The 22,308-nt window shown below is 61.7% G+C and carries 15 protein-coding genes; 6 read left to right on the forward strand and 9 right to left on the reverse strand.

The features are described 5' to 3' along the window. Positions 1-23: 23 nt before the first annotated feature. The 4 genes from nirD to glcC form a co-directional block, all read right to left on the reverse strand. Entirely contained in the window at positions 24-377 is a 354-nt protein-coding gene (gene nirD, locus PQR40_RS11815; protein WP_408223170.1) for a nitrite reductase small subunit NirD, read from the reverse strand. Between the two features lie 34 nt (positions 378-411). Continuing rightward, positions 412-2,952 carry a nitrite reductase large subunit NirB gene (gene nirB / locus PQR40_RS11820; RefSeq protein ID WP_408509053.1) on the reverse strand — a complete coding sequence of 847 codons (2,541 nt, stop codon included), beginning with the start codon at positions 2,950-2,952 and terminating at the stop codon, positions 412-414. Between the two features lie 539 nt (positions 2,953-3,491). Further along, a complete protein-coding gene (locus tag PQR40_RS11825; protein ID WP_408509054.1) occupies positions 3,492-4,367 on the reverse strand; it encodes an MOSC domain-containing protein in 876 nt (291 codons plus the stop codon). A 178-nt stretch (positions 4,368-4,545) separates the two neighbouring features. After that, complete coding sequence (glcC, locus tag PQR40_RS11830) at positions 4,546-5,313, reverse strand: transcriptional regulator GlcC (protein ID WP_408223164.1); 768 nt, start codon at positions 5,311-5,313, stop codon at positions 4,546-4,548. 250 nt (positions 5,314-5,563) lie between these two features. Between glcC and glcD the strand changes: the two genes are divergently transcribed. From glcD to PQR40_RS11855, 5 genes are all read left to right on the forward strand, one after another. Continuing rightward, positions 5,564-7,063: a glycolate oxidase subunit GlcD gene (glcD, locus tag PQR40_RS11835; RefSeq protein ID WP_408509055.1), complete on the forward strand. Its 1,500-nt coding sequence runs from the start codon at positions 5,564-5,566 to the stop codon at positions 7,061-7,063. Further along, positions 7,063-8,130 (forward strand): glycolate oxidase subunit GlcE, encoded by a 1,068-nt coding sequence (gene glcE / locus PQR40_RS11840; RefSeq protein WP_408509056.1) that lies wholly within the window; start codon positions 7,063-7,065, stop codon positions 8,128-8,130. Before glcD ends, glcE begins: the two co-directional genes overlap by 1 nt. Before the next feature lie 36 nt (positions 8,131-8,166). Continuing rightward, positions 8,167-9,471: a glycolate oxidase subunit GlcF gene (gene glcF, locus PQR40_RS11845; protein WP_408388819.1), complete on the forward strand. Its 1,305-nt coding sequence runs from the start codon at positions 8,167-8,169 to the stop codon at positions 9,469-9,471. A 19-nt stretch (positions 9,472-9,490) separates the two neighbouring features. Continuing rightward, positions 9,491-9,895: a heme-binding protein gene (locus PQR40_RS11850; protein ID WP_120291848.1), complete on the forward strand. Its 405-nt coding sequence runs from the start codon at positions 9,491-9,493 to the stop codon at positions 9,893-9,895. A 102-nt stretch (positions 9,896-9,997) separates the two neighbouring features. After that, the gene (locus PQR40_RS11855; protein ID WP_408223156.1) at positions 9,998-12,172 is read left to right on the forward strand and encodes a malate synthase G; all 2,175 of its coding nucleotides are present in this window, start codon (positions 9,998-10,000) and stop codon (positions 12,170-12,172) included. 323 nt (positions 12,173-12,495) lie between these two features. On the opposite strand, the gene galU is transcribed toward PQR40_RS11855, so the two are convergent. Then, positions 12,496-13,413 carry a UTP--glucose-1-phosphate uridylyltransferase GalU gene (gene galU / locus PQR40_RS11860; protein ID WP_408223154.1) on the reverse strand — a complete coding sequence of 306 codons (918 nt, stop codon included), beginning with the start codon at positions 13,411-13,413 and terminating at the stop codon, positions 12,496-12,498. A gap of 304 nt (positions 13,414-13,717) precedes the next feature. After that, positions 13,718-13,861, reverse strand: coding sequence for a hypothetical protein (locus tag PQR40_RS11865; RefSeq protein ID WP_325043959.1), 144 nt, complete (start codon positions 13,859-13,861; stop codon positions 13,718-13,720). A 240-nt stretch (positions 13,862-14,101) separates the two neighbouring features. Between PQR40_RS11865 and PQR40_RS11870 the strand changes: the two genes are divergently transcribed. Then, a complete protein-coding gene (locus PQR40_RS11870) occupies positions 14,102-15,304 on the forward strand; it encodes an acyltransferase family protein (RefSeq protein ID WP_408509057.1) in 1,203 nt (400 codons plus the stop codon). Between the two features lie 268 nt (positions 15,305-15,572). Here the strand turns inward: PQR40_RS11870 and PQR40_RS11875 are convergent, their stop codons facing one another. The 3 genes from PQR40_RS11875 to PQR40_RS11885 all read right to left on the reverse strand — a co-directional run bounded on the left by PQR40_RS11875 (position 15,573) and on the right by PQR40_RS11885 (position 21,757). Beyond that, on the reverse strand, positions 15,573-18,020 hold the full coding sequence (locus PQR40_RS11875; RefSeq protein ID WP_408388814.1) for a glycosyltransferase family 4 protein: 2,448 nt from the start codon (positions 18,018-18,020) through the stop codon (positions 15,573-15,575). Then, positions 18,017-19,483 carry a flippase gene (locus tag PQR40_RS11880; protein ID WP_408223148.1) on the reverse strand — a complete coding sequence of 489 codons (1,467 nt, stop codon included), beginning with the start codon at positions 19,481-19,483 and terminating at the stop codon, positions 18,017-18,019. Before PQR40_RS11880 ends, PQR40_RS11875 begins: the two co-directional genes overlap by 4 nt. Positions 19,484-19,555: 72 nt before the next feature. Beyond that, a complete protein-coding gene (locus PQR40_RS11885) occupies positions 19,556-21,757 on the reverse strand; it encodes an NHL repeat-containing protein (RefSeq protein WP_408509058.1) in 2,202 nt (733 codons plus the stop codon). Positions 21,758-22,308: the final 551 nt, after the last annotated feature.

The raw sequence follows: 22,308 nt of genomic DNA on the forward strand, positions 1-22,308 counted from the left end.
AAAGTTGGCAAGCAATCAATGACTCACATCGCGACCCACACCTGCCCGTTTTCCACTCGCGCGGCGAACGCGCTGACGGAATACGCCGGTGTTTCGAGGCACTCGCCGGTGCGCAGATCGAAGTGATGCTTGTAGATCGGCGAAGCGACCACGAGACGGTCGCCGAGACTGCCGATCAAGCCGCGCGAAAGCACCGCCGCTTGCGAGCCCGGATCATAGTTTTCGATCGCATACACGATGCTGTCCGCGTCACCGTTTTCCACATGAAACACCGCGACCTGTTCACCGTTGACGAGCGCGCACACGCCCGTGTTGGGAACGATCTCGTCGAGCGGGCAAACCGGTGTCCAGGCAAGCGGAACGCGGTCAAGGTTCATGGCGGAGGTCCTCGGTGAATGACGCAAAAAAGAATCAAACGGTTTCCGCAACCACAGGAATCGAAGCGAGCTTCGAGCGCCGTTCGGTCGTTGTTGCGGGCCGGATCTGCCCACGTTCCTCGACGAAGGTGACATTGCTGTCCGGCTCGCCGCTGTTGACGAAGTGACGGAAGCGCTTGCGTGTCTCAGGATCGGTGACGGCCTTCTTCCATTCGCATTCGTAGGTTTCGACCACGTGCTGCATTTCCGCTTCGAGGTCCGCGGCCACACCCAGACGATCGTTGACGACCACGTCGATCAGATAGTCGAGGCCACCCTCGAGGTTGTCGCGCCACACGCTGGTGCGTTGCAACCGGTCTGCCGTGCGCACGTAGAACATCAGGAAGCGGTCGATGTAGCGCACCAGCGTTTCTTTATCGAGGTCCGACGCGAGCAATTCAGCATGGCGCGGTTTCATGCCGCCGTTGCCGCAGACGTAGAGATTCCAGCCCTTCTCGGTGGCGATGATGCCGACGTCCTTGCCTTGTGCTTCCGCGCATTCGCGCGTGCAGCCGGATACGCCGAACTTGATCTTGTGCGGCGTACGCAGGCCCTTGTAGCGGTTTTCGAGTTCGATCGCGAGACCCACCGAATCGCCGACGCCATAGCGGCACCATGTCGAACCGACACACGACTTCACCGTGCGCAGCGATTTTCCGTACGCATGGCCCGACTCGAAACCGGCTGCGATCAGTTCTTCCCAGATGAACGGCAGTTGCTCGACCCGCGCACCGAACAGGTCGACGCGCTGGCCGCCGGTGATCTTGGTGTAGAGGCCGTATTTCTTCGCCACCTGGCCGACGGCGATCAAACCGTCAGGCGTCACCTCACCCCCTGCCATGCGCGGCACCACCGAATAGGTGCCGTCGCGCTGGATGTTGGCGAGGTAGTAGTCGTTGGTGTCCTGCAACGAAGCGTGCTCCTTCTTCAGCACGAATTCGTTCCAGCACGACGCGAGGATGCTCGCCACGGCCGGCTTGCAGATATCGCAGCCGAGGCCGTGTCCGTGCTTCGCCAGCAATTCGCCGAAGCTGCGCGTGCCTTCCACGCGCACGAGGTGATACAGCTCCTGACGTGAGTGCGGGAAGTGTTCGCACACGTGATTATTGACCGCGAGGCCCTGCTTCTTCATCTCGGCCTTCATCACCTGCGTGACGAGCGGCACGCAGCCGCCGCACGAGGTGCCGGCCTGGGTCGCGCACTTCAACGCGCCAATGTCGGTCGCACCCGCGCAGACGGCGGCGCACAGGTCGCCCTTCGAGACGTTGTTGCACGAGCAGATCTGCGCGGTGGCGGGCAAGGCCTCGACGCCGAGCGCCGGTTTCGCCTTGCCGTCGGACGACGGCAGAATCAGGAATTCAGGCGACTCCGGCAATTCGATCCGGTTCAGCATCATCTGCAGCAGCGTGCCGTACTCGCTCGCGTCGCCCACCATCACGCTGCCGAGCAGATACTTGCCGCAATCGGACACCACCAGCTTCTTGTAGACCTGCTTGCGTTCGTCGCTGAACTGATAGGTACGGCTGCCCGGCGTGTTGCCGTGCGCGTCGCCGATGCTGGCAACGTCCACGCCCATCAGCTTCAGTTTGGTGCTCATGTCGGCACCGGTGAATTCCGCCGAGTCGCCGAGCAGTTGCTTCGCCACCGTGCGCGCCATGTCATAACCGGGCGCGACGAGGCCGAACAGTTGACCGTTCCACAGCGCGCACTCGCCGATCGCATAGATGTGCGGATCGCTGGTGCGGCACGCGTTGTCGATCACGATGCCGCCACGTTGCCCGAGTGCCAGGCCGCTTTCGCGTGCGAGGTCGTCGCGCGGCCGAATGCCCGCGGAGAACACGATCATGTCGGTGTCGAGGAAACTGCCGTCGGCAAATTGCATGCGGTGCGTGCCTTTCTCGCCGTCGACAATCGCCGAGGTGTTCTTCTGCGTGTGGACCGTCAGGCCGAGTTCTTCGATTCTGGTGCGCAGCACGCGGCCGCCGCCGTCATCCACCTGCACCGCCATCAGGCGTGGCGCGAATTCAACCACGTGCGTTTCCAGCCCCATGTCGCGCAATGCTTTCGCACATTCGAGACCCAGCAGACCGCCGCCGACCACCGTACCGGTCTTCGAGCGTGCGCCGCACTCCTGCATGGCTTCGAGGTCGTCGATGGTGCGATAGACGAAGCAATCGGCCCGCTCGCGGCCTGGCACGGGCGGCACGAACGGATAGGAGCCCGTGGCGAACACCAGCTTGTCGTACGGCAATGTCTCACCGGTCGAGACCGTCACGATGCGCGCCTCGCGATCGATCGCCACCGCTTTCGCATTCAGCTTCAGCAAGACGTTCTGGCGTTCGAAGAAACCCGGCTCGACGAGCGACAGATCGTCAGCCGTCTTGCCCGCGAAGAATTCGGACAGGTGCACGCGATCGTATGCCGGCCGGGATTCTTCGCACAGCACAGTGATGTCGAGGCCATGCGCCGCGTCCTGTGCCAGGCATTCGACCAGTTTGTGGCCGACCATCCCGTGACCGATAACGATGATTTTCATGACCGCGGCTTCCTCAATGTGCTGTGCTTCGATCGCTGACGTGGGCATCTGGCGAAAGCGATTCCGGAAATAAAAACGGCGTCCCGCGAACCCAGTCGATGACTGAATTCGGGGGACGCCGTTGTCCTGACCTGTGCTGCAGCGAGTACGTTGTTGTCGCACTCACGACGAATCTACGTTGATCCGCTGGCAAGGCTTAACGCAAAGGCTGTGCCAATTGCGCGAAATTCCCGTTGAAGCCCCGTGGCACGTGGCCTGGGGACGAATGGCACAGGCGTGCCGCGGACATGATGCGCGGCTCGTTTTGATGCAGCGAAGCACATGGATGGTGCGACGCAGCACTGTACGCGTGCGAGCGGCGAGTACCCGGTGCGTGGCCGACACGCCGGCGCCCACGCTGGTCGCCGTGACTCGCCTCGTGCGCGACGAGGACAGGAACGAATCGTTGCGCTCCGGATTCAACCATCATTTCGTCAAGCTCGTGTCGACGCAGGTGATCCTGGCGGCGCTGACCGGGCTTGGCCGGCATGAGTCCCAAGCTAGTCGCCAAAACCCAATTCGGCTTCGACCGCCTGCCCGACCCGTAGCCACGCCCCCGCGCCCCGCGCGACGATTGCATTGTTGCCGAACGTCAACGCCCCGTCCCGCTGCGGATTCGCCCGGTAAACACTCATCGTGTCGGTGGGTTCGTTCGGCCAGTCGGGATCGGGCGCGCCCCTTGCCTGATCGATGGTCGGCATCGGACAGCGCGAGCACGGCTTGACCAGTTGCAGTTGCACGGTTTGATCCTCTACGCCTTCGACACTCAGGCTCTCGACATAATCCTCTTCGTACGCATCGAGTCCCGCCAGCACGACGTTGGGGCGAAACCGGTTGATCGCAATCGACGGTGCACCCTTGCTGTTGAGGCGTACATTCAGATCGTCGAGCGAGGCTTGCCCGATCACGAGTAGCGGAAAACCATCGGCGAAATACGTGGTGGCGCCACCCACGCTCCCGGTGTAGTCCGGATCGACTATCCGTTCGCGCTCGGGATTGAAGCGCAGAAGCCGCGCCGGCACGCCGAGAAAAGTTGAAAACCATGCCGCGCTTTCTTCTCCGGTGTCGAGCCCGTAGGCCGCGTCACGCCACACTGCGGTTTGCACCTTTTGCGGTGCGCTGAGTCCGGCTGCGTCGAGCGGCGTGCGCAGTTCGTTCATGCCCGGCGCGCGCATCACGAGTGCATGTTCGCCGAGTTCGACCTGAATCAGCGCCATGCGTGGAAACGCGCGCTGCGTGAACATCGCGCCGCTCGGGTCGGTGACCATCCAGCATCGATCGTATTCGAGGCCCGTGGCGAGCAGGCGCGCTTCATTGAGCGCAATGCCGGCGCAGGATTTGATCGGATAGACAAACAGCTCGCTGATCGTAGGCATGGTGTGGAGCGTGGGGAACACGCGATTTCTTGTGTTAATACCCGATTGTAAAGCGCATATCGGCAGCGTTGTGGCACCCGTCTGCATCCCATCTGCACTACCCGCACCATCTGCGTTGAAAACGCTGCGCCGGAAACTTCGCGCCTTCGAGCGCAAACCGCTGTGCGACGCTGTGCCGCTATTCCCAACCTTCCAGCCGCAGCGTTGCGCGCACAAGCCGCTGCTCTTCCTGTTCGATTTCCCGTAGGTTCGCACATACGCTATCGATATGATCGGCCGCGGCCTTACGCGCCTGTCCGGGCAGCTTGCCGGTGACGGCGTTGTAGAGCCGTGCATGCTGACGATCGATTACCCGCTTTTGCGGCTCGCGGTGATAAAGATTGTTCACCGACGCGAACACCGAACTCAGCAGCAGATCGGTCAGCGTGCTCAACGTATGCACCAGCACCGGGTTATGCGAGGCCTCGCAAATTGCGAGGTGAAACGCATGATCGAGCCGCGCGTGGGTAGACGCACTCGTCTCCTTGCCGTGCGCCGCGAGCATTTCTTCGTAGCGTCGCGTGATCAGCACGAAGTCGGCAGGCGTGCCGCGCAGCGCCGCAAGCCGTGCGGACTCCGCTTCGAGCAACGCGCGCACTTCGAACAGATCGTAGAGCGTGCGCGGCTGCGAGCCGAGCAAATGCATCATCGGCGTGAGCGTGGGTTGCGCGGTGAGGCTTGCGACAAACGAACCCTTGCCGTGCGAGGTCTCGATGATGCCACGCGCCCGCAAGAGCTTGAGCCCTTCGCGCAGCGCTGTGCGCGACACGCCGAGCTTGTCGGTGAGGCGCCGCTCGGACGGCAGCGCTTGCCCCGTTTTCAGCACGCCGTCGACGATCAATCGTTCGATACGCTCGGCAACGACGTCCGCCACCTGCCGCGAGCTTTCCTGATCCGCTGTCTGCATTGCAATTCCAACTGGTATGACCACCTTGGAATGCTAACACGCAGGAATGAGCTACATCCTTTGTAACCCATATATATCAATTCATCTGGCGTATCCAGTCTGGAGCCATCAATTCAAAAACTGGTACGACCACTTGCTTCATCTGTCGACACCAACCGCCATAGCCGCAACAATCCCGCCTGAGACACGCTCGCACGCCCGTGCCCACGGGTGCGACCACCAGGTTCGCGCGGCACCAGGAGACTCCCCCATGAGCTATCACTACGACGAGCGCATTGACGGCGCGCTTGCGACACACGACAAATCCGCGGTCGTCGCGCAACTACAAGCGCTGATCCCCGATCTGCAACTCCTGCATGAACAGGAAGATCTACGTCCGTTCGAATGCGACGGCCTCGCCGCTTATCGCGCGACGCCGATGCTGGTCGCGCTGCCCGACAAGGTCGAACAGGTCGAAGCGCTGCTGAAATTCGCCAATGCCCAAAAGATTCCAGTGGTCGCGCGCGGTGCCGGTACTGGTTTGTCGGGCGGCGCACTGCCATTGGACAAAGGCATTCTGCTGGTGATGGCGCGCTTTAACCGGATTCTCGGCGTCGATCCCGAGGCCGGCATCGCCCGCGTGCAACCCGGCGTGCGCAATCTCGCGATCTCGCAGGCCGTCGCGCCCCACGGCATGTATTACGCGCCGGACCCCTCGTCGCAGATTGCCTGCTCGATCGGCGGTAATGTCGCGGAAAACGCCGGTGGCGTGCACTGCCTGAAGTACGGACTGACCGTCAACAATATCCTGAAGCTCGAGATCCTCACTATCGACGGCGAGCGCATCACGCTCGGCTCGGATGCACTGGATGCACCCGGTTTCGATTTCCTCGCACTCTTCACCGGCTCGGAAGGCATGCTCGGCATCGTCACCGAAGTCACCGTGAAACTGCTCACCAAGCCGCAAAGTGCGAAGGTCCTGCTCGCCAGTTTCGACGACGTCGAGCAAGCCGGCGCGGCGGTCGCGCAGATCATCGGCGCGGGCGTGATCCCGGGCGGGCTCGAAATGATGGACAACCTCGCGATTCGCGCCGCGGAAGACTTCATCCACGCAGGCTACCCGGTCGACGCCGAAGCAATCCTGCTGTGCGAAGTCGACGGCGCGGAAAGTGACGTACGGGAAGACGTGGAACGGGTCGAAGCGCTCCTGCGCGCGGCGGGCGCAACCGATATCCGGCTTGCGAAAGACGAAGCCGAACGCCAGCGTTTCTGGGCCGGTCGCAAAAACGCATTCCCCGCGGTGGGCCGCATCTCCCCGGATTACTACTGCATGGACGGCACGATCCCGCGCCGCGAATTGCCGCGTGTGCTCAAAGGCATCGAAGACCTCTCGAACGAATATGGGCTGCGCGTGGCCAACGTGTTTCATGCAGGCGACGGCAACATGCATCCGCTGATCCTGTTCGACGCGAACGCGCCTGGCGAGACCGAACGCGCCGAAGCCCTCGGCGCGAAGATCCTCGAACTCTGCGTGGCGGTGGGTGGCAGCATCACCGGCGAACACGGCGTGGGCCGCGAAAAGATCAACCAGATGTGCGCGCAGTTCAATAGCGACGAACTGAGCTTCTTCCACGCGCTGAAAGCCGCTTTCGACCCGAGCGGCCTCCTGAACCCTGGCAAGAACGTGCCGACCCTGCACCGCTGCGCCGAATTCGGCTCGATGCATGTCCACCACGGCGCACTGCCCTTTCCTGAACTGGAGCGTTTCTGATGCTGATCGAACCGGTATCGATGGACGATAGCGAACGGCTCGTCGCCGAAGTCTCGCAAGCATGGGCAAGCGGTACGCCGCTGAAGATTCGCGGCGGCAACAGCAAGGTTTTTCTCGGCCACCCGATGCCAGGCAAGCCAATCGACACGCGCTCGCATCGCGGCATCGTCAGTTACGACCCGACTGAACTCGTGATCACGGCGCGCGCGGGCACGCCGGTCGCTGAACTGAACGCCGCGCTGGATGCGGCCGGTCAGATGCTGCCATGCGAGCCACCCACTTTCGACGGCGCGGCCACCGTCGGCGGGATGGTTGCCGCCGGTCTCGCCGGTCCGCGCCGGCCGTGGTCCGGTGCGGTACGCGACTTCGTGCTGGGATGCCGCGTCATTACCGGTCAGGCGAAGCAACTGCGCTTCGGCGGTGAAGTGATGAAGAACGTTGCGGGCTACGACGTCTCGCGTCTGCTGGCCGGCAGCTTCGGCTGTCTCGGCCTGATCACCGAAGTCTCGCTCAAGGTGTTGCCGAAGCCGCGCGCGACCGGCAGTCTCACGCTCGATCTCGGCGCAGCCGAAGCGCTGCGCGAACTGTCCGTGTGGCGCAAGGCGGCGTTACCGGTCAGCGGCGCCTGTCACATCGACGGACGCCTGCATGTACGGCTCGAAGGCGGTATGGGGTCGGTGGCTTCGGCCGTGGACCGCATCGGCGGCGCCGAACTCGATGTGCGGTTCTGGGACGCGCTGCGCGAACACCGTCTGGCGTTTTTTGACGACCCGCGGCCGTTGTGGCGCCTCTCGCTGCCGAACGCTTCGCCGCTGACCAGTTTGCCCGGCGACACGCTGCTCGACTGGGCCGGCGCGCAACGCTGGCTGAAAAGCGACGCGCCAGCCGCGACGATCCGCCAGATCGCGCATGCTGCCGGCGGCCACGCGACCTGCTTCACGCCCCGCGCGGACGCCGAGCCGTTCACGCCACTGCCGGATGCGCTGTTGCGCTTTCACCAGCAGTTGAAGCAGCAACTCGATCCGCGCGGCCTCTTCAACCCCGGCCGTCTTTATGCCGGTTTGTGAACGCCGGCCTGTGAAGCCCTGAAGGCAAACGACACCATGCAAACCAATCTCAGCGATGCCGCCAAAACCCTGTCGCGTGCCGACGAAGCCGAACAGATCCTGCGCTCGTGCGTGCATTGTGGCTTCTGCAACGCGACCTGCCCGACCTATCAACTGCTCGGCAACGAACTCGACGGGCCGCGCGGGCGCATTTATCTGATCAAACAGATGCTCGAAGGCGAGCCGGTCACGCAGAAAACCCAGTTGCACCTCGACCGCTGCCTGAGCTGCCGCAACTGTGAAACCACCTGCCCGTCAGGTGTCACCTATCACGCGCTGCTCGATATCGGCCGTGCCGAACTGGAGCGGCGCATTATTCGCCCTGCTTCGGAACGCCTGCTGCGCGAGGGTTTGCGCCGTGTGATCCCGAATTCCGCCGTATTCCGCGCGCTGCTTGAAACCGGCCGGGCCATACGTCCATTTCTTCCGGCCGCGCTTGGACGTAAAATCCCCAAGCGAAGCGCTCGGGCAAACGCTGGGACAAAACTGAGGCCGGCGTCGCGGCATCCGCGCAAAATGCTGATGCTGGAAGGCTGCGTGCAACCCGCGCTGTCGCCGAACACCAACGCGGCCGCCGCGCGTGTGCTGGATCGGCTGGGCATCAGCATCGTGGATGCCAGCCGGGCCGGCTGCTGCGGGGCAACCGATTATCATCTGAATGCGCAAGCGGCAGGCCTTGCGCGGGCACGGCGCAATATCGACGCGTGGTGGCCCGCCATCGAGGCCGGCGCCGAGGCGATCGTGCAAACCGCGAGCGGCTGCGGCGCGTTCGTCAAGGAGTACGGGCATCTGTTGCGCGACGACCCTCGCTATGCGTCAAAAGCGCAGCGGGTCAGCGAACTGGCGCGAGACCTCGTGGAGGTATTGGCTAACGAGCCGCTCGATCAGTTGCAGGCGAGTCAATCGCCGGCGAAGTTGCCCACGCAGGGGCTAACGGCGTTGCCAACGCAGGTGTCAACGCCGTTGCCAGATGAGGCGCGGCGGAAAATCGCGTTTCACTGCCCCTGCACGTTGCAGCATGCGCAGAAGCTGGGCGGCGCGGTCGAGTCGATCCTGCAACGGCTCGGCTTCGATCTCACCGCTGTGCCTGACGCCCATCTGTGTTGCGGATCGGCGGGCACGTATTCGATCACCCAGCCGGAGCTTGCGGAAAGATTACGGAGCAACAGGCTCGATGCGCTGGAAAGCGGCAAACCGGAGATGATCGTCACGGCCAACATCGGTTGCCAGACGCATCTGGACGGCGCCGGGCGCACTCCGGTGCGCCACTGGATAGAACTTGTAGAAGCATCCCTACCATAAACGAAACAGGAAATTCATTATGCTGAGCAAACCCGTTTTGACCGTTGCCGAAACGACCCGAATCCTCGAAGCCGCCCGCGCGGAAGCCGAGAAGAACCAGTGGGCCGTCGCTATCGTGGTGGTCGACGACGGTGGCCACCCACTCGGCATGCTGCGTCTGGACGGCAGCGCGCCGGCCAGCTCGTACATCGCGACGGAAAAGGCCCGCACTTCGGCGATTGGCCGCCGCGAGACCAAGGTGTACGAAGACATGATCAACAACGGCCGCACGGCATTCCTGAGCGCGCCGTTGCAAGGCACGCTGGAAGGCGGCGTGCCGGTGATCGTCGACGGCCAGGTGGTCGGCGCGGTCGGCGTGTCGGGCGTCAAGTCGGATCAGGACGCGCAAATCGCCAAGGCGGGTATTCAAGCGATCGCAGCTTAAGTTCGACATCCGTTCGGATGCGTTCAAAGCGGCATCAATAAAAGCAAGAAGCACAACAGGGACCGATGCCCCCACATCGGTCCCATTCAGATGGAGCAGTCGATGACTCAGATGAACCCGCGCGGTGGACTGCAAGTCGCCGCCAACCTCGACCAGTTCGTCGAAACCGAAGCCCTGCCCGGCACCGGACTCGACAGCGCCGCATTCTGGTCGGGTTTCGACGCCCTCGTACACGAGCTGGCGCCCAAAAACCGTGCGCTGCTGGCCGAGCGCGACCGCCTGCAAACCGAACTCGACACCTGGCATCGCGCCAATCCGGGTCCGGTGCGCGATCTGCACGCGTACCGCGCCTTCCTCGAAGGCATCGGCTACATCGTGCCGTCGCCGGCAAGCGTCAAAGCCACGACCGACCACGTGGACACCGAAATCGCCGAACAGGCCGGCCCGCAACTCGTGGTGCCGCTGTCGAATCAGCGCTATGCGCTCAACGCGGCCAACGCACGCTGGGGCAGCCTGTACGACGCGCTGTACGGCACCGATGCGATCCCCGAGACCAACGGCGCTGAAAAGCAGAAGGCCTTCAACCCCGTGCGCGGCGCCGCGGTGATCGCTTATGCCCGCAAGTTTCTCGATCAGGCCGCGCCGCTCGCGAACGGCTCGCACGTCGATGCCACGCTTTATAGCGTCGAGGGCGGCAAGCTCGTGGTTACGCTGAAGAGCGGCAAGACCGAACTGAAGACGCCGGCGCAGTTCATCGGCTATCAGGGCGACGCGAGCGCACCGTCGGCCGTGCTGTTGAAGCACAACGGCCTGCACTTCGAAATCCAGATCGACGCGAACGATTCGATCGGCAAGACCGATTCGGCGCACGTGAAGGATGTGCTGGTCGAAGCCGCGGTGAGCACGATCATCGATTGCGAAGACTCCGTTGCCGCGGTTGATGCGGACGATAAGGTCCAGTTGTATCGCAACTGGCTCGGCCTGATGAACGGCAACCTGACGGAAGAAGTCACGAAGGGCGGCAAGACCTTCACGCGCCGTCTGAACGCCGATCGCGAGTACACCGGTGCGGATGGAAAATCGCAAGTCAAGCTGCATGGCCGCTCGCTGCTGTTCATCCGCAACGTCGGTCATTTGATGACGAACCCGGCGGTGCTGACGAAAGACGGCCTGGAGATTCCGGAAGGCATTCTCGACGGCGTCATCACCACGCTGTGCGCACTGCACGACCGCAAGCACAAGCTGAATTCGCGCACCGGCTCGATCTATATCGTGAAGCCGAAAATGCACGGTCCGGCCGAAGTCGCATTCGCGAGCGAGCTGTTCGCGCGCGTCGAAGACCTGCTGAAGCTGCCGCGCAACACGATCAAGATGGGCATCATGGACGAGGAGCGCCGCACCTCCGTCAATCTGCTCGCCTGTATCGGCGAAGCATCGGAACGTGTCGCGTTCATCAACACGGGTTTCCTCGACCGCACCGGCGACGAAATGCACACGGCGATGGAAGCCGGTCCGATGATGCGCAAGGGCGACATGAAGTCGAGCGCATGGATCACCGCGTACGAGCGCAGCAACGTGCTGGCCGGTTTGAGCGCGGGCCTGCGTGGCCGCTCGCAGATCGGCAAGGGTATGTGGGCAATGCCGGACCTGATGCACGCCATGCTCGAACAGAAGATCGCGCATCCGAAGGCTGGCGCGAACACCGCATGGGTGCCCTCGCCGACCGCCGCGACGCTGCACGCGTTGCACTATCACCAGGTCGACGTGCAAGCGGTTCAGCAGGAACTCGAACGCACAGACTACGCGAAAGTACGCGACGAACTGCTCGACGGCCTGCTGACGATTCCGGTGGTCGCAGAGGCGAAGTGGAACGCGGACGAGATCCGCAGCGAAGTCGAGAACAACGCGCAAGGCATTCTCGGCTACGTGGTGCGCTGGATCGATCAGGGTGTCGGCTGCTCGAAGGTGCCGGACATCCACAACGTCGGCCTGATGGAAGACCGTGCGACGCTGCGTATCTCCAGCCAGCACATCGCCAACTGGCTGCGTCATGGCGTGGTGACGCGTGAGCTGGTCGAAGAAACTTTCAGGCGCATGGCGAAGGTGGTCGACGAGCAGAACGCGGGCGATCCGCACTACCAGCCGATGGCGCCGGGCTTCGACACGCTGGCCTTCAAGGCCGCGCAGGCGCTGGTATTCGAAGGACGCCAGCAGCCGAGCGGCTATACGGAACCGTTGCTGCACAAGTTCCGGCTGGAAGTGAAGAAGGCGCAGTAAAGGCTGTTTGGGCCGCGGCCTGGGTGTAAGGCTCGATTTTTTGGGCTCGGACCATAGCCGCGGACCACGCCGGAAAGAAAGACGGGCGCCGCATGATGCGGCGCCCGTTTTAATTTGCGCGGTAGTGCTGCGCGTTGCTTCTGCGTGAAACATTTGCGGCGGTGAAATCAGGCCGTGCGTTCAAACAGCGCGTTCCGATGACGTGTTCGCGCCGTGGATTAGCACCCCGCGCTCGTGTTTGTGTTCGCGCTCGTGTTCTGAATTCGAACCGCCTGAAATCTTCGGACTTCCGAAGAAGCCCTCGTCTCCTCAGTCTCCAGCAATCAAGCCGCTTCAGCCGTGTACTGCGCCGGCACGCTGGCTTGCATATTCGCCTGCATATACGATTGCAAATACGCTTCGAACTCCGCCTTCACTTCCGGATGGCGCAGCGCGAATTCCACCGTCGCCTTCAGATAACCGAGCTTGCTGCCGCAATCGAAGCGTGTGCCGAAGTAGCGATAGGCGAGCACCTGCTCCTCGGTCAGCAGCGATTGCACCGCATCGGTCAACTGCAGTTCACCGCCCGCGCCCGGCTTGAGCGCGCGGATATGCTTGAAGATAGTCGGCATCAACACATAGCGGCCCACCACGCCCAGGTTCGACGGCGCCTTGTCCGGTGCCGGCTTTTCGATGATGCCGGACAGCTTGATCACATTGTCTTCCCACTCCTTGCCATCCACCACACCGTACGAACGGCTGTCTTCGCGTGCGATAGTTTCGACGCCGATTACCGAGCTGTGATAGTGATTGAACGTGTCGACGAGCTGGCTCATTACCGGCTTCGAGCTATGCAGCAGGTCGTCGGCCAGAATCACGGCGAACGGGCTTTCGCCGACCAGTTTCTCGGCGCAGAGCACTGCGTGGCCCAGACCGAGTGCTTCGGCCTGACGGACGTAGAAGCAATCGACGTTGGCCGGCTTGATGCTGCGCACGAGGTCGAGCAGCTTCTGCTTGTTGCGCGCTTCGAGTTCCGCTTCGATCTCGTAGGATTTGTCGAAATGATCTTCGATAGCGCGCTTGCTGCGGCCCGTCACGAAGATCATCTCGGTGATGCCGGCGGCAATGGCCTCTTCAACCGCGTACTGGATCAGCGGCTTGTCGACGATAGGCAGCATTTCCTTGGGGCTTGCTTTGGTAGCCGGCAGGAATCGTGTCCCGAGGCCCGCTACGGGAAACACGGCTTTGGTGACTTTCAGCATGGTAGGCATTCCCACATCGGTTAGAAATTGGTGTGTTCGCGGGCCTGGCGGCCACTCGATGTCGCCGAAAAGACTAACAAAAAATTAATCCATTTCATGCGTGAAATTTTCTCGATTCGAATAAATAAATCGATTCCATTTCGATATTCCGGATCGTGGCAGGCATCAGGAAACAATTACGTATCTAAATTGAATTATTTTCGGAAATTCCGAAAATTTTACGCATCCGGCGCAGCGGATAGCGGGCTGCCTGGGCGAGTCCTGGCGCGAATCGAGACCGCCCTTGAACGCTCTCCGGCACCGCTCATTCGTTTTCGTCGAGCTGGGGCAGCTTGGCCGGGTTGATGCGAAAACGGCGGATCGGCTCGTTGCGCAGCGCCTCCCGGTAAGCGGAGGCGGCGACAAGGATCAGTAGCACGGCAATGCCGGCGAGTAAATGCAGGTTCATGACTTCACCTCAGGTCAAGAGAATCCATGCCTTAAATTAGCACGACAAAACCGGCAAATAATTCGATGTAGCAAGTACTTATACGTAATTACAATTCGTCACAAAATCGCCATTTAATTCAAATTGGCATGCAATTTTTTATCGATTTTTTGCCGCCACGGTGCACTAGCATGTCATGCATCGCGGGCGCGTATGGCGCCCGGGAATAAGCTTTTCCCTCCGTCAGAATAAGGACCGCGCATGAGCGACTCAGCACTGGATGCCGCCGGCTCATCCCTGCCCCTCTCCCCGTCACGACCGGCTGCCGCGCCGCGCGCGCAGAGCGAAGCGCGCGCCGACAGCGCCGGCAAGGAACATGTAATCGACGCAATGCGCGGCTTCGCAGCGCTTCTGGTCGCCTATTTTCACTGCCGCCAGGTCGAATGGGTCGGTATGCAGACCTTTCACCAAAGTGTCGGCCATTCATTCAGTCTGAGCACGATTGCCGCCTATCTGACGTTCCCAATTGCATGGGGTTCTGCCGGCGTGCCGATTTTCTTCGTGATCAGCGGCTACTGCATTCATCGCGGCGGCGCACTGCGACTGGCAAAAAATCCCGACTACCGGCTCGACGCCGGCAATTTCTGGGTGCGCCGCTTCGCGCGCATTTATCCGGTATTGCTGGCGGCGCTCGTGCTGACGCTGGCACTCGACTGGGTCAGCTTGCAGTTACCGCCGGTCAATCACAAGATCCGTGAGATCGGCCTGCAGGCGTTCCTCGTTAATCTGGTTTCCCTGCAAGGCTTGGCCGGCAAGACGTATGGGTCGAACGGCGCGCTCTGGACGCTCTCGCTCGAAGTGCAGTTCTATGCGATCTATCCGCTGCTATTTGCATTGCGCCGGCGTCTGGGCATGACTTCCGTGCTGGCGATCGTCGCGGTGATCAATGTGGTGTCGGCCTATGTGCTCGAGCGCCACGATATTCAGTTCTTCACGTCCTATTGGTTTTCGTGGATGCTCGGCGCGTGGATCGCCGACGCGAAGGCCCATGCCGCGCCGGATGCGCGCTCGCCGGTCTGGCTCTACGCGCTTGCCGCGGCGTTCATCGCGCTCGGTTGCGCTGCGTTCCATTTCGGCCAGTACGGGGCATTCCAGTTCTGGGCGATCGGCTTCGCGTTCTATCTGTACAAGGCGCTGGAGCGCCGTAATGCCGACACGCCAGGCGTGCGCCTCCTGTCACGGTTCGGCGATTTCAGCTTCTCGCTCTATCTGATCCATCTGCCGATCTTCGTGCTGCTGTCGTCGATCCTGTTCCGTTCGTCGCTGCAGATGTCGATCTGGCCGTCGTTCGGCTACATGCTGGTGGCCGTGCCAGTGGCGTATGTGTTCTACCGGCTGGTCGAACTGCCGGCGATGAAGTGGTCCGCGAGTTTCAAACCGAAGCGTGTAGTAAAGCCAGCCTGAGAGCGATGCGGTAGACAGGTCGGGGAAACACAATGTTCAGTCCAGAAACAGGTTTCTCCTTCAACCATGTAAGCGGGCCGTGACGTGCCGCCGGGACCACGCTGTACAACCCGGTTGCATAGGCGGCGCGCGGCGCAAAAAAAACGGAGCGGAAGTCCCTGGGACTTTCGCTCCGCTGCGCTAACGGCAGGAACCGGCCGAGTCCCTGCCTACCCCCCGCGTTAATTCAACCGGTCAATCACACCGCTGAATCGCCCGCGCAAGCGCCTTAGCGCCCCGCCACGCGCTTCAGAATCCGCTCGACACCCTCGACATACGTCGCAGTGCCGAACCGGCTCAACGCCGTCTGATAGCCGTTCCTGACCAGCTTGTTGCGCAGATCGTCGTTCGAACGCAATTCGGCGAGCGTGTCGGCGAGACCATGCGCGTCGCCGGGGGTGCATAGCACGCCATTTTCGTAATCGTCGATGATCTCCAGCACGCCGCCCGCGCGTGCCGCCACCACTGGCCGCTGTGCCAGCATCCCCTCGACGATCACGCGGCCGAACGGCTCCGGCGTGATTGACGTATGAACGACGGCATCGACCGCGCACATGCAAGCAGCAATATCGTGCTGGAAGCCGAGGAAATGCACCCGTCCGCCGAGGTTGTGTGCGGCGACGAAGGCATGCAGTTCGATCTCGTACGCGTCTTCGCCGAACAGCGGCGCACCCACCAGCACCGCATGCATGTGGGGATTGAGGACCATCGCTTCGAGCAGCACGTGTTGCCCCTTCCAGCGCGCGAGGCGGCTGAACGAGCCGACCAGAAATGCGTCCTGCGGCAAGTTCAGGCGCTGGCGCAGTGTCGCTTGCGGGACTGTGCGCAACGCATCGAACGGTGCCGCGGAAATGCCATTGAACACCACGTCGATACGCTTTTTGTCGAAGCGCGTCAGGTCCGCGAAGGCGCGAGCGGAAGCCGCCGAATTGGCGATCACATGCGTGAGGCCGAGGCGCGCGCACCACTTGATGATCGCCAGTTGCTTGCCGCCGAAATGCTCGGGACTCACGATATCGCGCAAATGCCAAACCACCGGCCGCCTGGCGAGCTTGCCCGCAATCGCGCCGATCACCATCGCGCGCTGCGTGTTGGCGTAGATCACCTCGGCGTCGCGCGCACGTTTCGCGGTGGCGCGTACGAGCGACATCAGACCCTTGAGCGCCTGCCCCTTTGGCAAGGAACCGCCCTGCTTACGGACATTGCGCAATGCGCCCGCGTCCAGCACGTTGACGGTCACGCCGGCCTTGGCCAAAGCCGTGCGGAATGGACCGTCGTCGAACAGCACGACTTCGATGCGCGAGCGCAGGGCTTTGACGATCTCCAGCAGCGACAACTCGGCGCCGCCGAGCACGCCGCTCTGATCGACCGCGAGAATGCGGGGCGCGTTGGCGCCCACGTCCGCTTTGTAGGGAACGTACGGCGGCAGCGTCGCCGAACGCAATGCCGGTACTGAAGCCCGCACATGGGCAAAGAAACGTTCGCGGAAATTGGCGGCGGAGAACTGTTCGGCGTTCGCGCGGCAATCCACTGGCGAAAAATGCTTCACATGGTCGTCGAAACGCTCGACCGCCGCGATGATCGACTCGGCGTTCTGATCGTCGAAAAACATGCCCGTGGGCCGCGCCTCCGACACATCGCGTACGGTTTCGAGCGCCCCGCCCTTGCCGTAGGCGATCACCGGCGTGCCGCACGCCTGCGCTTCGACCACTGAAATGCCAAAGTCTTCTTCCGCGGCGAACACAAATGCTTTCGCGCGGCTCATCTTTTCCTTGAGCACCTTGAACGGCTGGTAGCCCATGATCTCAACATTCGGCCCCGCCTTTGCGCGGATCTTCTGCATGTCGGGACCGTCGCCGATTACCACCAGCTTGCGCTCCGGCATCCGCGCGAACGCCTCGACAATCAGATCGATCTTCTTGTACGGCACCATTCGCGACGCGGTCAGATAGAAATCTTCCTTGTCGGTGCACAGCGAAAACGCTTCGACGTCGACCGGCGGAAAGATCACCTGCGCTTCGCGCTGATAGACCTTCCTGATGCGCCGCGCGATGAAGTCGGAGTTCGCAACAAAGCCGTCCACCGAATTCGACGTGCGGATATCCCAGTTGCGGATGTAGTGAAGAATCAGCCGCGCCATTGCCGACTTAGGCCCGTTGGTCAGCTTCGACTGCTGCAAATACTGGTGCTGCAGATCCCACGCATAGCGGATCGGCGAATGCACGTAGCTGATATGCACCTGGTCGGGACCCGTGAGAATCCCTTTTGCCACGGCGTGGCTGCTCGAGATCACCACGTCGTAGGCCGACACGTCGAGCTGCTCGATCGCAAGCGGCATCAGAGGCAGATACGTGCGGTATTTGGTGCGCGCGAGCGGCAGCTTCTGGATGAACGAGGTCGTGACCGGTTTGCCGCGCAGAAAGCTGCGATCGTCGAGAAAATCGACGAGGCTGAACAGGTCCGCGTCCGGAAAGCACGCAACGATCTGCTCGAGCACCTTCTCGGCGCCCGCATAGGTGACGAGCCAGTCGTGCACGATCGCGACGCGCACCGTCTTGTCGCTACGCATCGTCGTGCGGCGCGACGGCGCCTGAGCGCCGGGAACAGTAGTGAGTTCTGCCAGTGCACTGCGCGTTGCGGGTTGCAGCACGGCTTCTTCAAGGACTTCGTGGTTCATGCGCTTTTCCTCGGATTCAGTCGCAACAGCAGTGAACGCGCAAGATCGCGCAAGGCGGGCGTCATCGTGATCGACCAGGCGACATTCGCGCCTACCATCAACAGACCGGCGACGATCGCCAAAGCGAGACTTGGCAGGAAACTGGCAAGCCATAGGCTGGCCAGCAGAAAAGCGAGGTGGGCCAGCATGTCGAGCGCGATCTGGCGTGCGCGAATTGCCGACAGGCGCAGCAGCACGGCGTAATCGAACAGTGCCCGGCCGGCCACGACCATCGCCGCGCCGGTCAAACCGAAATGCGTAATGCCTAACCACAAAGCCCCTGCAAACAAGGGCAATTCGAACAAACCGACGCGCGCGGCCGTGGCCGGGTTGACCTGCGACTGGATCAGAATCCGTGTGACGTTCGCCTGGCCCACGAGCCAAACCGCGACGATCATGATCCGGCCCACCGGCGCCGCCACGGTGGCGATCTCATTGCCGACCCACAGATGCAGAAACGGCTCAAGCACGAGCATGGCGACCAGCGCGACCGGCGTGAACACACCATTGAGAAATTCGAGCGATTGCTGCGTGATGGTGTCCGCATCGGCACGGCCTACGGCGGACAGCCGCGGAAACAGCGTGCGCACCAGCGCGGTCGGTACGATATTCAAACGCGTCACGAGGTTCTGCGGCACCGTGTAATACGTAACGAAGCGCGCGCCGAGACTCGTGCCGAGCATCACGCGGTCGAGCGATTCGGCGATCATGTTGGTGACGCTCGCAATCAGCATCCAGCCGCCGAAGTTGAAGAGTCCCTTCGCCACGCCGAGTTGCGGCGGAAGAATGCTGCGGATCTCCAGCACCTTTAGCGCGGAACGGCCCAGCAGAATCGCCGCGAGAATTCGTGCTAACACCGCTGCGGCCAGCACGTTCTGCAGGGTTGCGCCCATCCACCATGCGGCACCGAGCGGCAGCAACTGGAACAGGAAGGTGCCGATGGTCTGATTGGTGTTGTAGACACCAAAGCGTTCCGCGCCGTTAATTGCCCCGGCGAACACCCACGACACATTCGCAATCGGGATCGCCACCGCGAGCCACGGCAGCGCCATATAGACTTCATGCTGCAACTCCGGCGACACCTTGGTGAAATACGCGGTGTACAGAAACGCGCCGAAATAGATGATCAGCCCGCCGACGATGCCGGTCGCAAGATTGAGCCACGTCGCGCTCCAGAACACACGTGCGCTTTCACTCTTGTCGCCTGAAGCACGCGCCTTCGAAATGTGATTCTGCGCGGCCATGCTCATGCCGAGATCGAGAATCCCGAAGTAGCCGATCAAGGTCCATACGAGACTGATCACGCCGTAGCGCTCGACGCCGAGCAGCTTGATATACGACGGCACGGTCACGAGCGAGACGAAAGTCGGCAGCACCAGCCCGAAGAAGTTGATCGCTACGTTCTTGAGAATGCCTTTGTCCATCGGTTGCCTTGGGTTAACTCAGTTGCCTGGTTCAGTTGCCTGGTATTGCGAATAAAGCCTTCATGTGCGTCATCAAGGCTTCCAGCGATACATCATCACTTTCCCGCGTGCGTCTTCTTCGACGAACACCAGGTACTCGCCATTGCTGCGCTTCGCGGCGCTGATGCCATTGGGCACATCGACCCAGCCCGACGCGCGGCCCACTTCCGGACCCGGACGAATCACCCCGACCTCCTTGCCCGTGTCCTTGTCCCACACGTGCACTGCGCCGACCGGCTCGACGCCGAAGAGGTATTGCCCTTCAACCGTGAGGCCGATAATCGTGGCGATGGGTTTGGTCTGCGTCGTCCACGGCAGCGTGATCGAATAGCGCTGCACCGGATTGCCGCTCGACCATTTGTCGTAGCGCACCAGCACGCGGCCCACTTCTTTCCAGAAGCCGCGGTCCACCGGTGTGTCGGGCGTATAGCCGGTCACGTACATCGTGTCGGTGTCAGGGTCGTAGATCGCACGATGCAGTTCGGTGAACGGTTGCGGCACCGGGTACTGCGTCATGTTCGAATACGAGTAGATGGGATTGCCCTTCGCATCCAGACCGCCGAAGCGGAAGCGATAGATGCCTTTGTTATCCCGTGTGCGCCAGATGTCGCCGGCGGTATCGACCCACCAGCCCCAGCCGCCCGCGAGCTTCGTACCGCTTGTGTTAAGCGTGAATTCGTCGGTGTTGAACTTGCCGTCGCCGTTCGCATCGCGCCAGATCCAGTCGCCGCCCGGCGGTGCATTCGGCACCTTGGAGACCGCGCGCTCGCGCCCTGCGATGAAGCCCGAAGGAATCGCTGTTTCGCCGTCGTGCTGCGGGTCGAAGCGATAGATCTTCAGGTGGTCCGCGTACATGTCGGTCAGGTACAGGAACGTGTGGCCCTTGAGCTTGCGGGCAATCGGCAAGCCGGGATATTGGTCGGTGTGAAAGACCGGGTCGTCGGGGTACTTGAAGCGGTTCGACAGAAAGCCCGCGTATTTCCAGTCCTGACCTGCAGGCTTCGACAGATCGAGTTCGAAGCGTTTGTTGCCGGTGTAGACGCTATCCGGACGCGACGGATCGATCCATGCGCCGTCGACGAACAACAGGCCTTGCACCTGCCAGTTCTGTTTGCCGTCGGGCGCATAGCTTTCGAGCGTGGCGCCGAGGCCCGCGCCGATCGGTTCGTAGCGCGGTCCGATGCCGTTGGTCGACACGTAGACGTTGCCGCGTGCATCCACGCCCACGCCGGTCAAACCGTTGAAGCGCTGCGGGCCAGGCTTGCCGGGCACGCCGCTGAAAATGCCGCCGCGTTCGCCGAGCGAGCCCGACTCCGTGTAACGGCCGTTGCTCTTGCTGAAAAACAGCACTTGCTGACGCGGGCCGTTGTCGGCGATCAGAACGCGACCCTGCGCATCTATAGCAATATCGACCGCGACCGTATCGGCGGGCAGCGTCAACGTTTCGTCGATGCGCTTGCCCGCAGCGGTGTAGTGCTCCACATGGGGCGCCTTGTCGTTGCGCGTGCCGCTCAACACCCAGAGCGTGCCGTCGGGGGCAAGCGCGATGCGGCCCGGTTCGTGCACGGTCCACGTGGTTTTCTGCTGCATCGATTCCGTGTCATAGACTTCGATGCGATCGCGCGCAGTGTTCGCCGCGTAAAGCGTGGTGTCGTTCGCCGCCAGGCCGCCGATTTCGGCACTCGTGCCCGTCGGCACTTCGTTCATCATCAGGAAACCGGCGGCCAGTTGTGCATGCGGGTCAGCGTTGTTCGCGGCCGGCTGGAACGGCGCGGCGCGCTTTGGATCGGCGATCTGCCGGCGCGAAATACCGAACCATTGTTTGCCCTTCTCCGGCCACACGCCCTGCTCGACCAGATGTCCTTTCTCGTTGCCGACTGAGATCGCGACGAAGGCGTACTTGCGATTCACCGCAATCGCGCTGCCACCGCCATTGCCCCAACCGTGCGTGCCCCCCGCGAAGCCGAGCATCTTGCCGTTCTGGTAGACACTCGCTTCGGCGCCGCTTTCATCCCACGGCGCGTTCGTGTAGACCTTGCCGTCCGGCGCAACCGCAATCGCGGTAATGTTGATCTGTGTCCACGTTCCGTCGCCGAAACCGAAGGTATTGCCGATCCAGGAATTTTTCGCGTTCAACACGGTTTCCGCGGATGCCGTGAAGCTGACCGATGCCGCCGTCATTCCGGCCGCATAAGCGAGCACAGCAATCCAGGTTTTGAACGTGAAACGGGCCAAAGTTATTCCTCCAGTCAGGGCCGTGCCGCAATCGGGCAAATGGCTCTCGCGGGTACAAAATCCAATGAAGTGACGGCAGAGGCCGCTAGAAGCAGAAGCGACGTAAGAACACGAGACTGATTCCCGCACCGATCACATTACGCGCAAAAAACGCCGCAACGAAAATCGAAAATAATTCAAAAATATTCGATACTTTAAGCGTTGTGAACGAAAATGATTTAAAAATAGATTAAATGAAAATAGACGTGGTTCCTTGCGTCTAGCGGCGCCTGGGCCCCTCATCTTTACCGATCCCGCTTGATGCCGGCTGCACTTCTTACGCATTACGACAACTTCAGGACACAAGCATAAAAATCAATTCCGAATGGATAACGAAACACCCTGTTGCAATCTGATTCACTTATCCATTTCATTCCCGTTTTTTCATCAATTTATTTTCCCTAGAATCGAATGCACTTCCGTTGCGACGCGAAACGGGCGCGCCGCTGTTTTCTCAAGCCCTGTTCCTGACTTGAGAAATCGCGCGCGATCCTTCGCTTGGCCCATCCGCT

Origin of the sequence: Paraburkholderia sediminicola, assembly GCF_046026855.1 — a bacterium.
In the GTDB taxonomy this organism is placed as follows: domain Bacteria; phylum Pseudomonadota; class Gammaproteobacteria; order Burkholderiales; family Burkholderiaceae; genus Paraburkholderia; species Paraburkholderia sediminicola_A.

What these genes read in the sequence shown, in the direction of transcription:
- galU (WP_408223154.1), bottom strand. Translation starts at nt 13,413, where the DNA reads ATGCTGAAAGTCACCAAAGCCGTGTTTCCCGTAGCGGGCCTCGGGACA.
- glcE (WP_408509056.1), top strand. Translation starts at nt 7,063, where the DNA reads ATGCTGATCGAACCGGTATCGATGGACGATAGCGAACGGCTCGTCGCC.
- nirB (WP_408509053.1), bottom strand. Translation starts at nt 2,952, where the DNA reads ATGAAAATCATCGTTATCGGTCACGGGATGGTCGGCCACAAACTGGTC.
- glcD (WP_408509055.1), top strand. Translation starts at nt 5,564, where the DNA reads ATGAGCTATCACTACGACGAGCGCATTGACGGCGCGCTTGCGACACAC.
- glcC (WP_408223164.1), bottom strand. Translation starts at nt 5,313, where the DNA reads ATGCAGACAGCGGATCAGGAAAGCTCGCGGCAGGTGGCGGACGTCGTT.
- PQR40_RS11880 (WP_408223148.1), bottom strand. Translation starts at nt 19,483, where the DNA reads ATGGACAAAGGCATTCTCAAGAACGTAGCGATCAACTTCTTCGGGCTG.
- nirD (WP_408223170.1), bottom strand. Translation starts at nt 377, where the DNA reads ATGAACCTTGACCGCGTTCCGCTTGCCTGGACACCGGTTTGCCCGCTC.
- PQR40_RS11850 (WP_120291848.1), top strand. Translation starts at nt 9,491, where the DNA reads ATGCTGAGCAAACCCGTTTTGACCGTTGCCGAAACGACCCGAATCCTC.
- glcF (WP_408388819.1), top strand. Translation starts at nt 8,167, where the DNA reads ATGCAAACCAATCTCAGCGATGCCGCCAAAACCCTGTCGCGTGCCGAC.
- PQR40_RS11870 (WP_408509057.1), top strand. Translation starts at nt 14,102, where the DNA reads ATGAGCGACTCAGCACTGGATGCCGCCGGCTCATCCCTGCCCCTCTCC.
- PQR40_RS11865 (WP_325043959.1), bottom strand. Translation starts at nt 13,861, where the DNA reads ATGAACCTGCATTTACTCGCCGGCATTGCCGTGCTACTGATCCTTGTC.
- PQR40_RS11825 (WP_408509054.1), bottom strand. Translation starts at nt 4,367, where the DNA reads ATGCCTACGATCAGCGAGCTGTTTGTCTATCCGATCAAATCCTGCGCC.
- PQR40_RS11875 (WP_408388814.1), bottom strand. Translation starts at nt 18,020, where the DNA reads ATGAACCACGAAGTCCTTGAAGAAGCCGTGCTGCAACCCGCAACGCGC.
- PQR40_RS11855 (WP_408223156.1), top strand. Translation starts at nt 9,998, where the DNA reads ATGACTCAGATGAACCCGCGCGGTGGACTGCAAGTCGCCGCCAACCTC.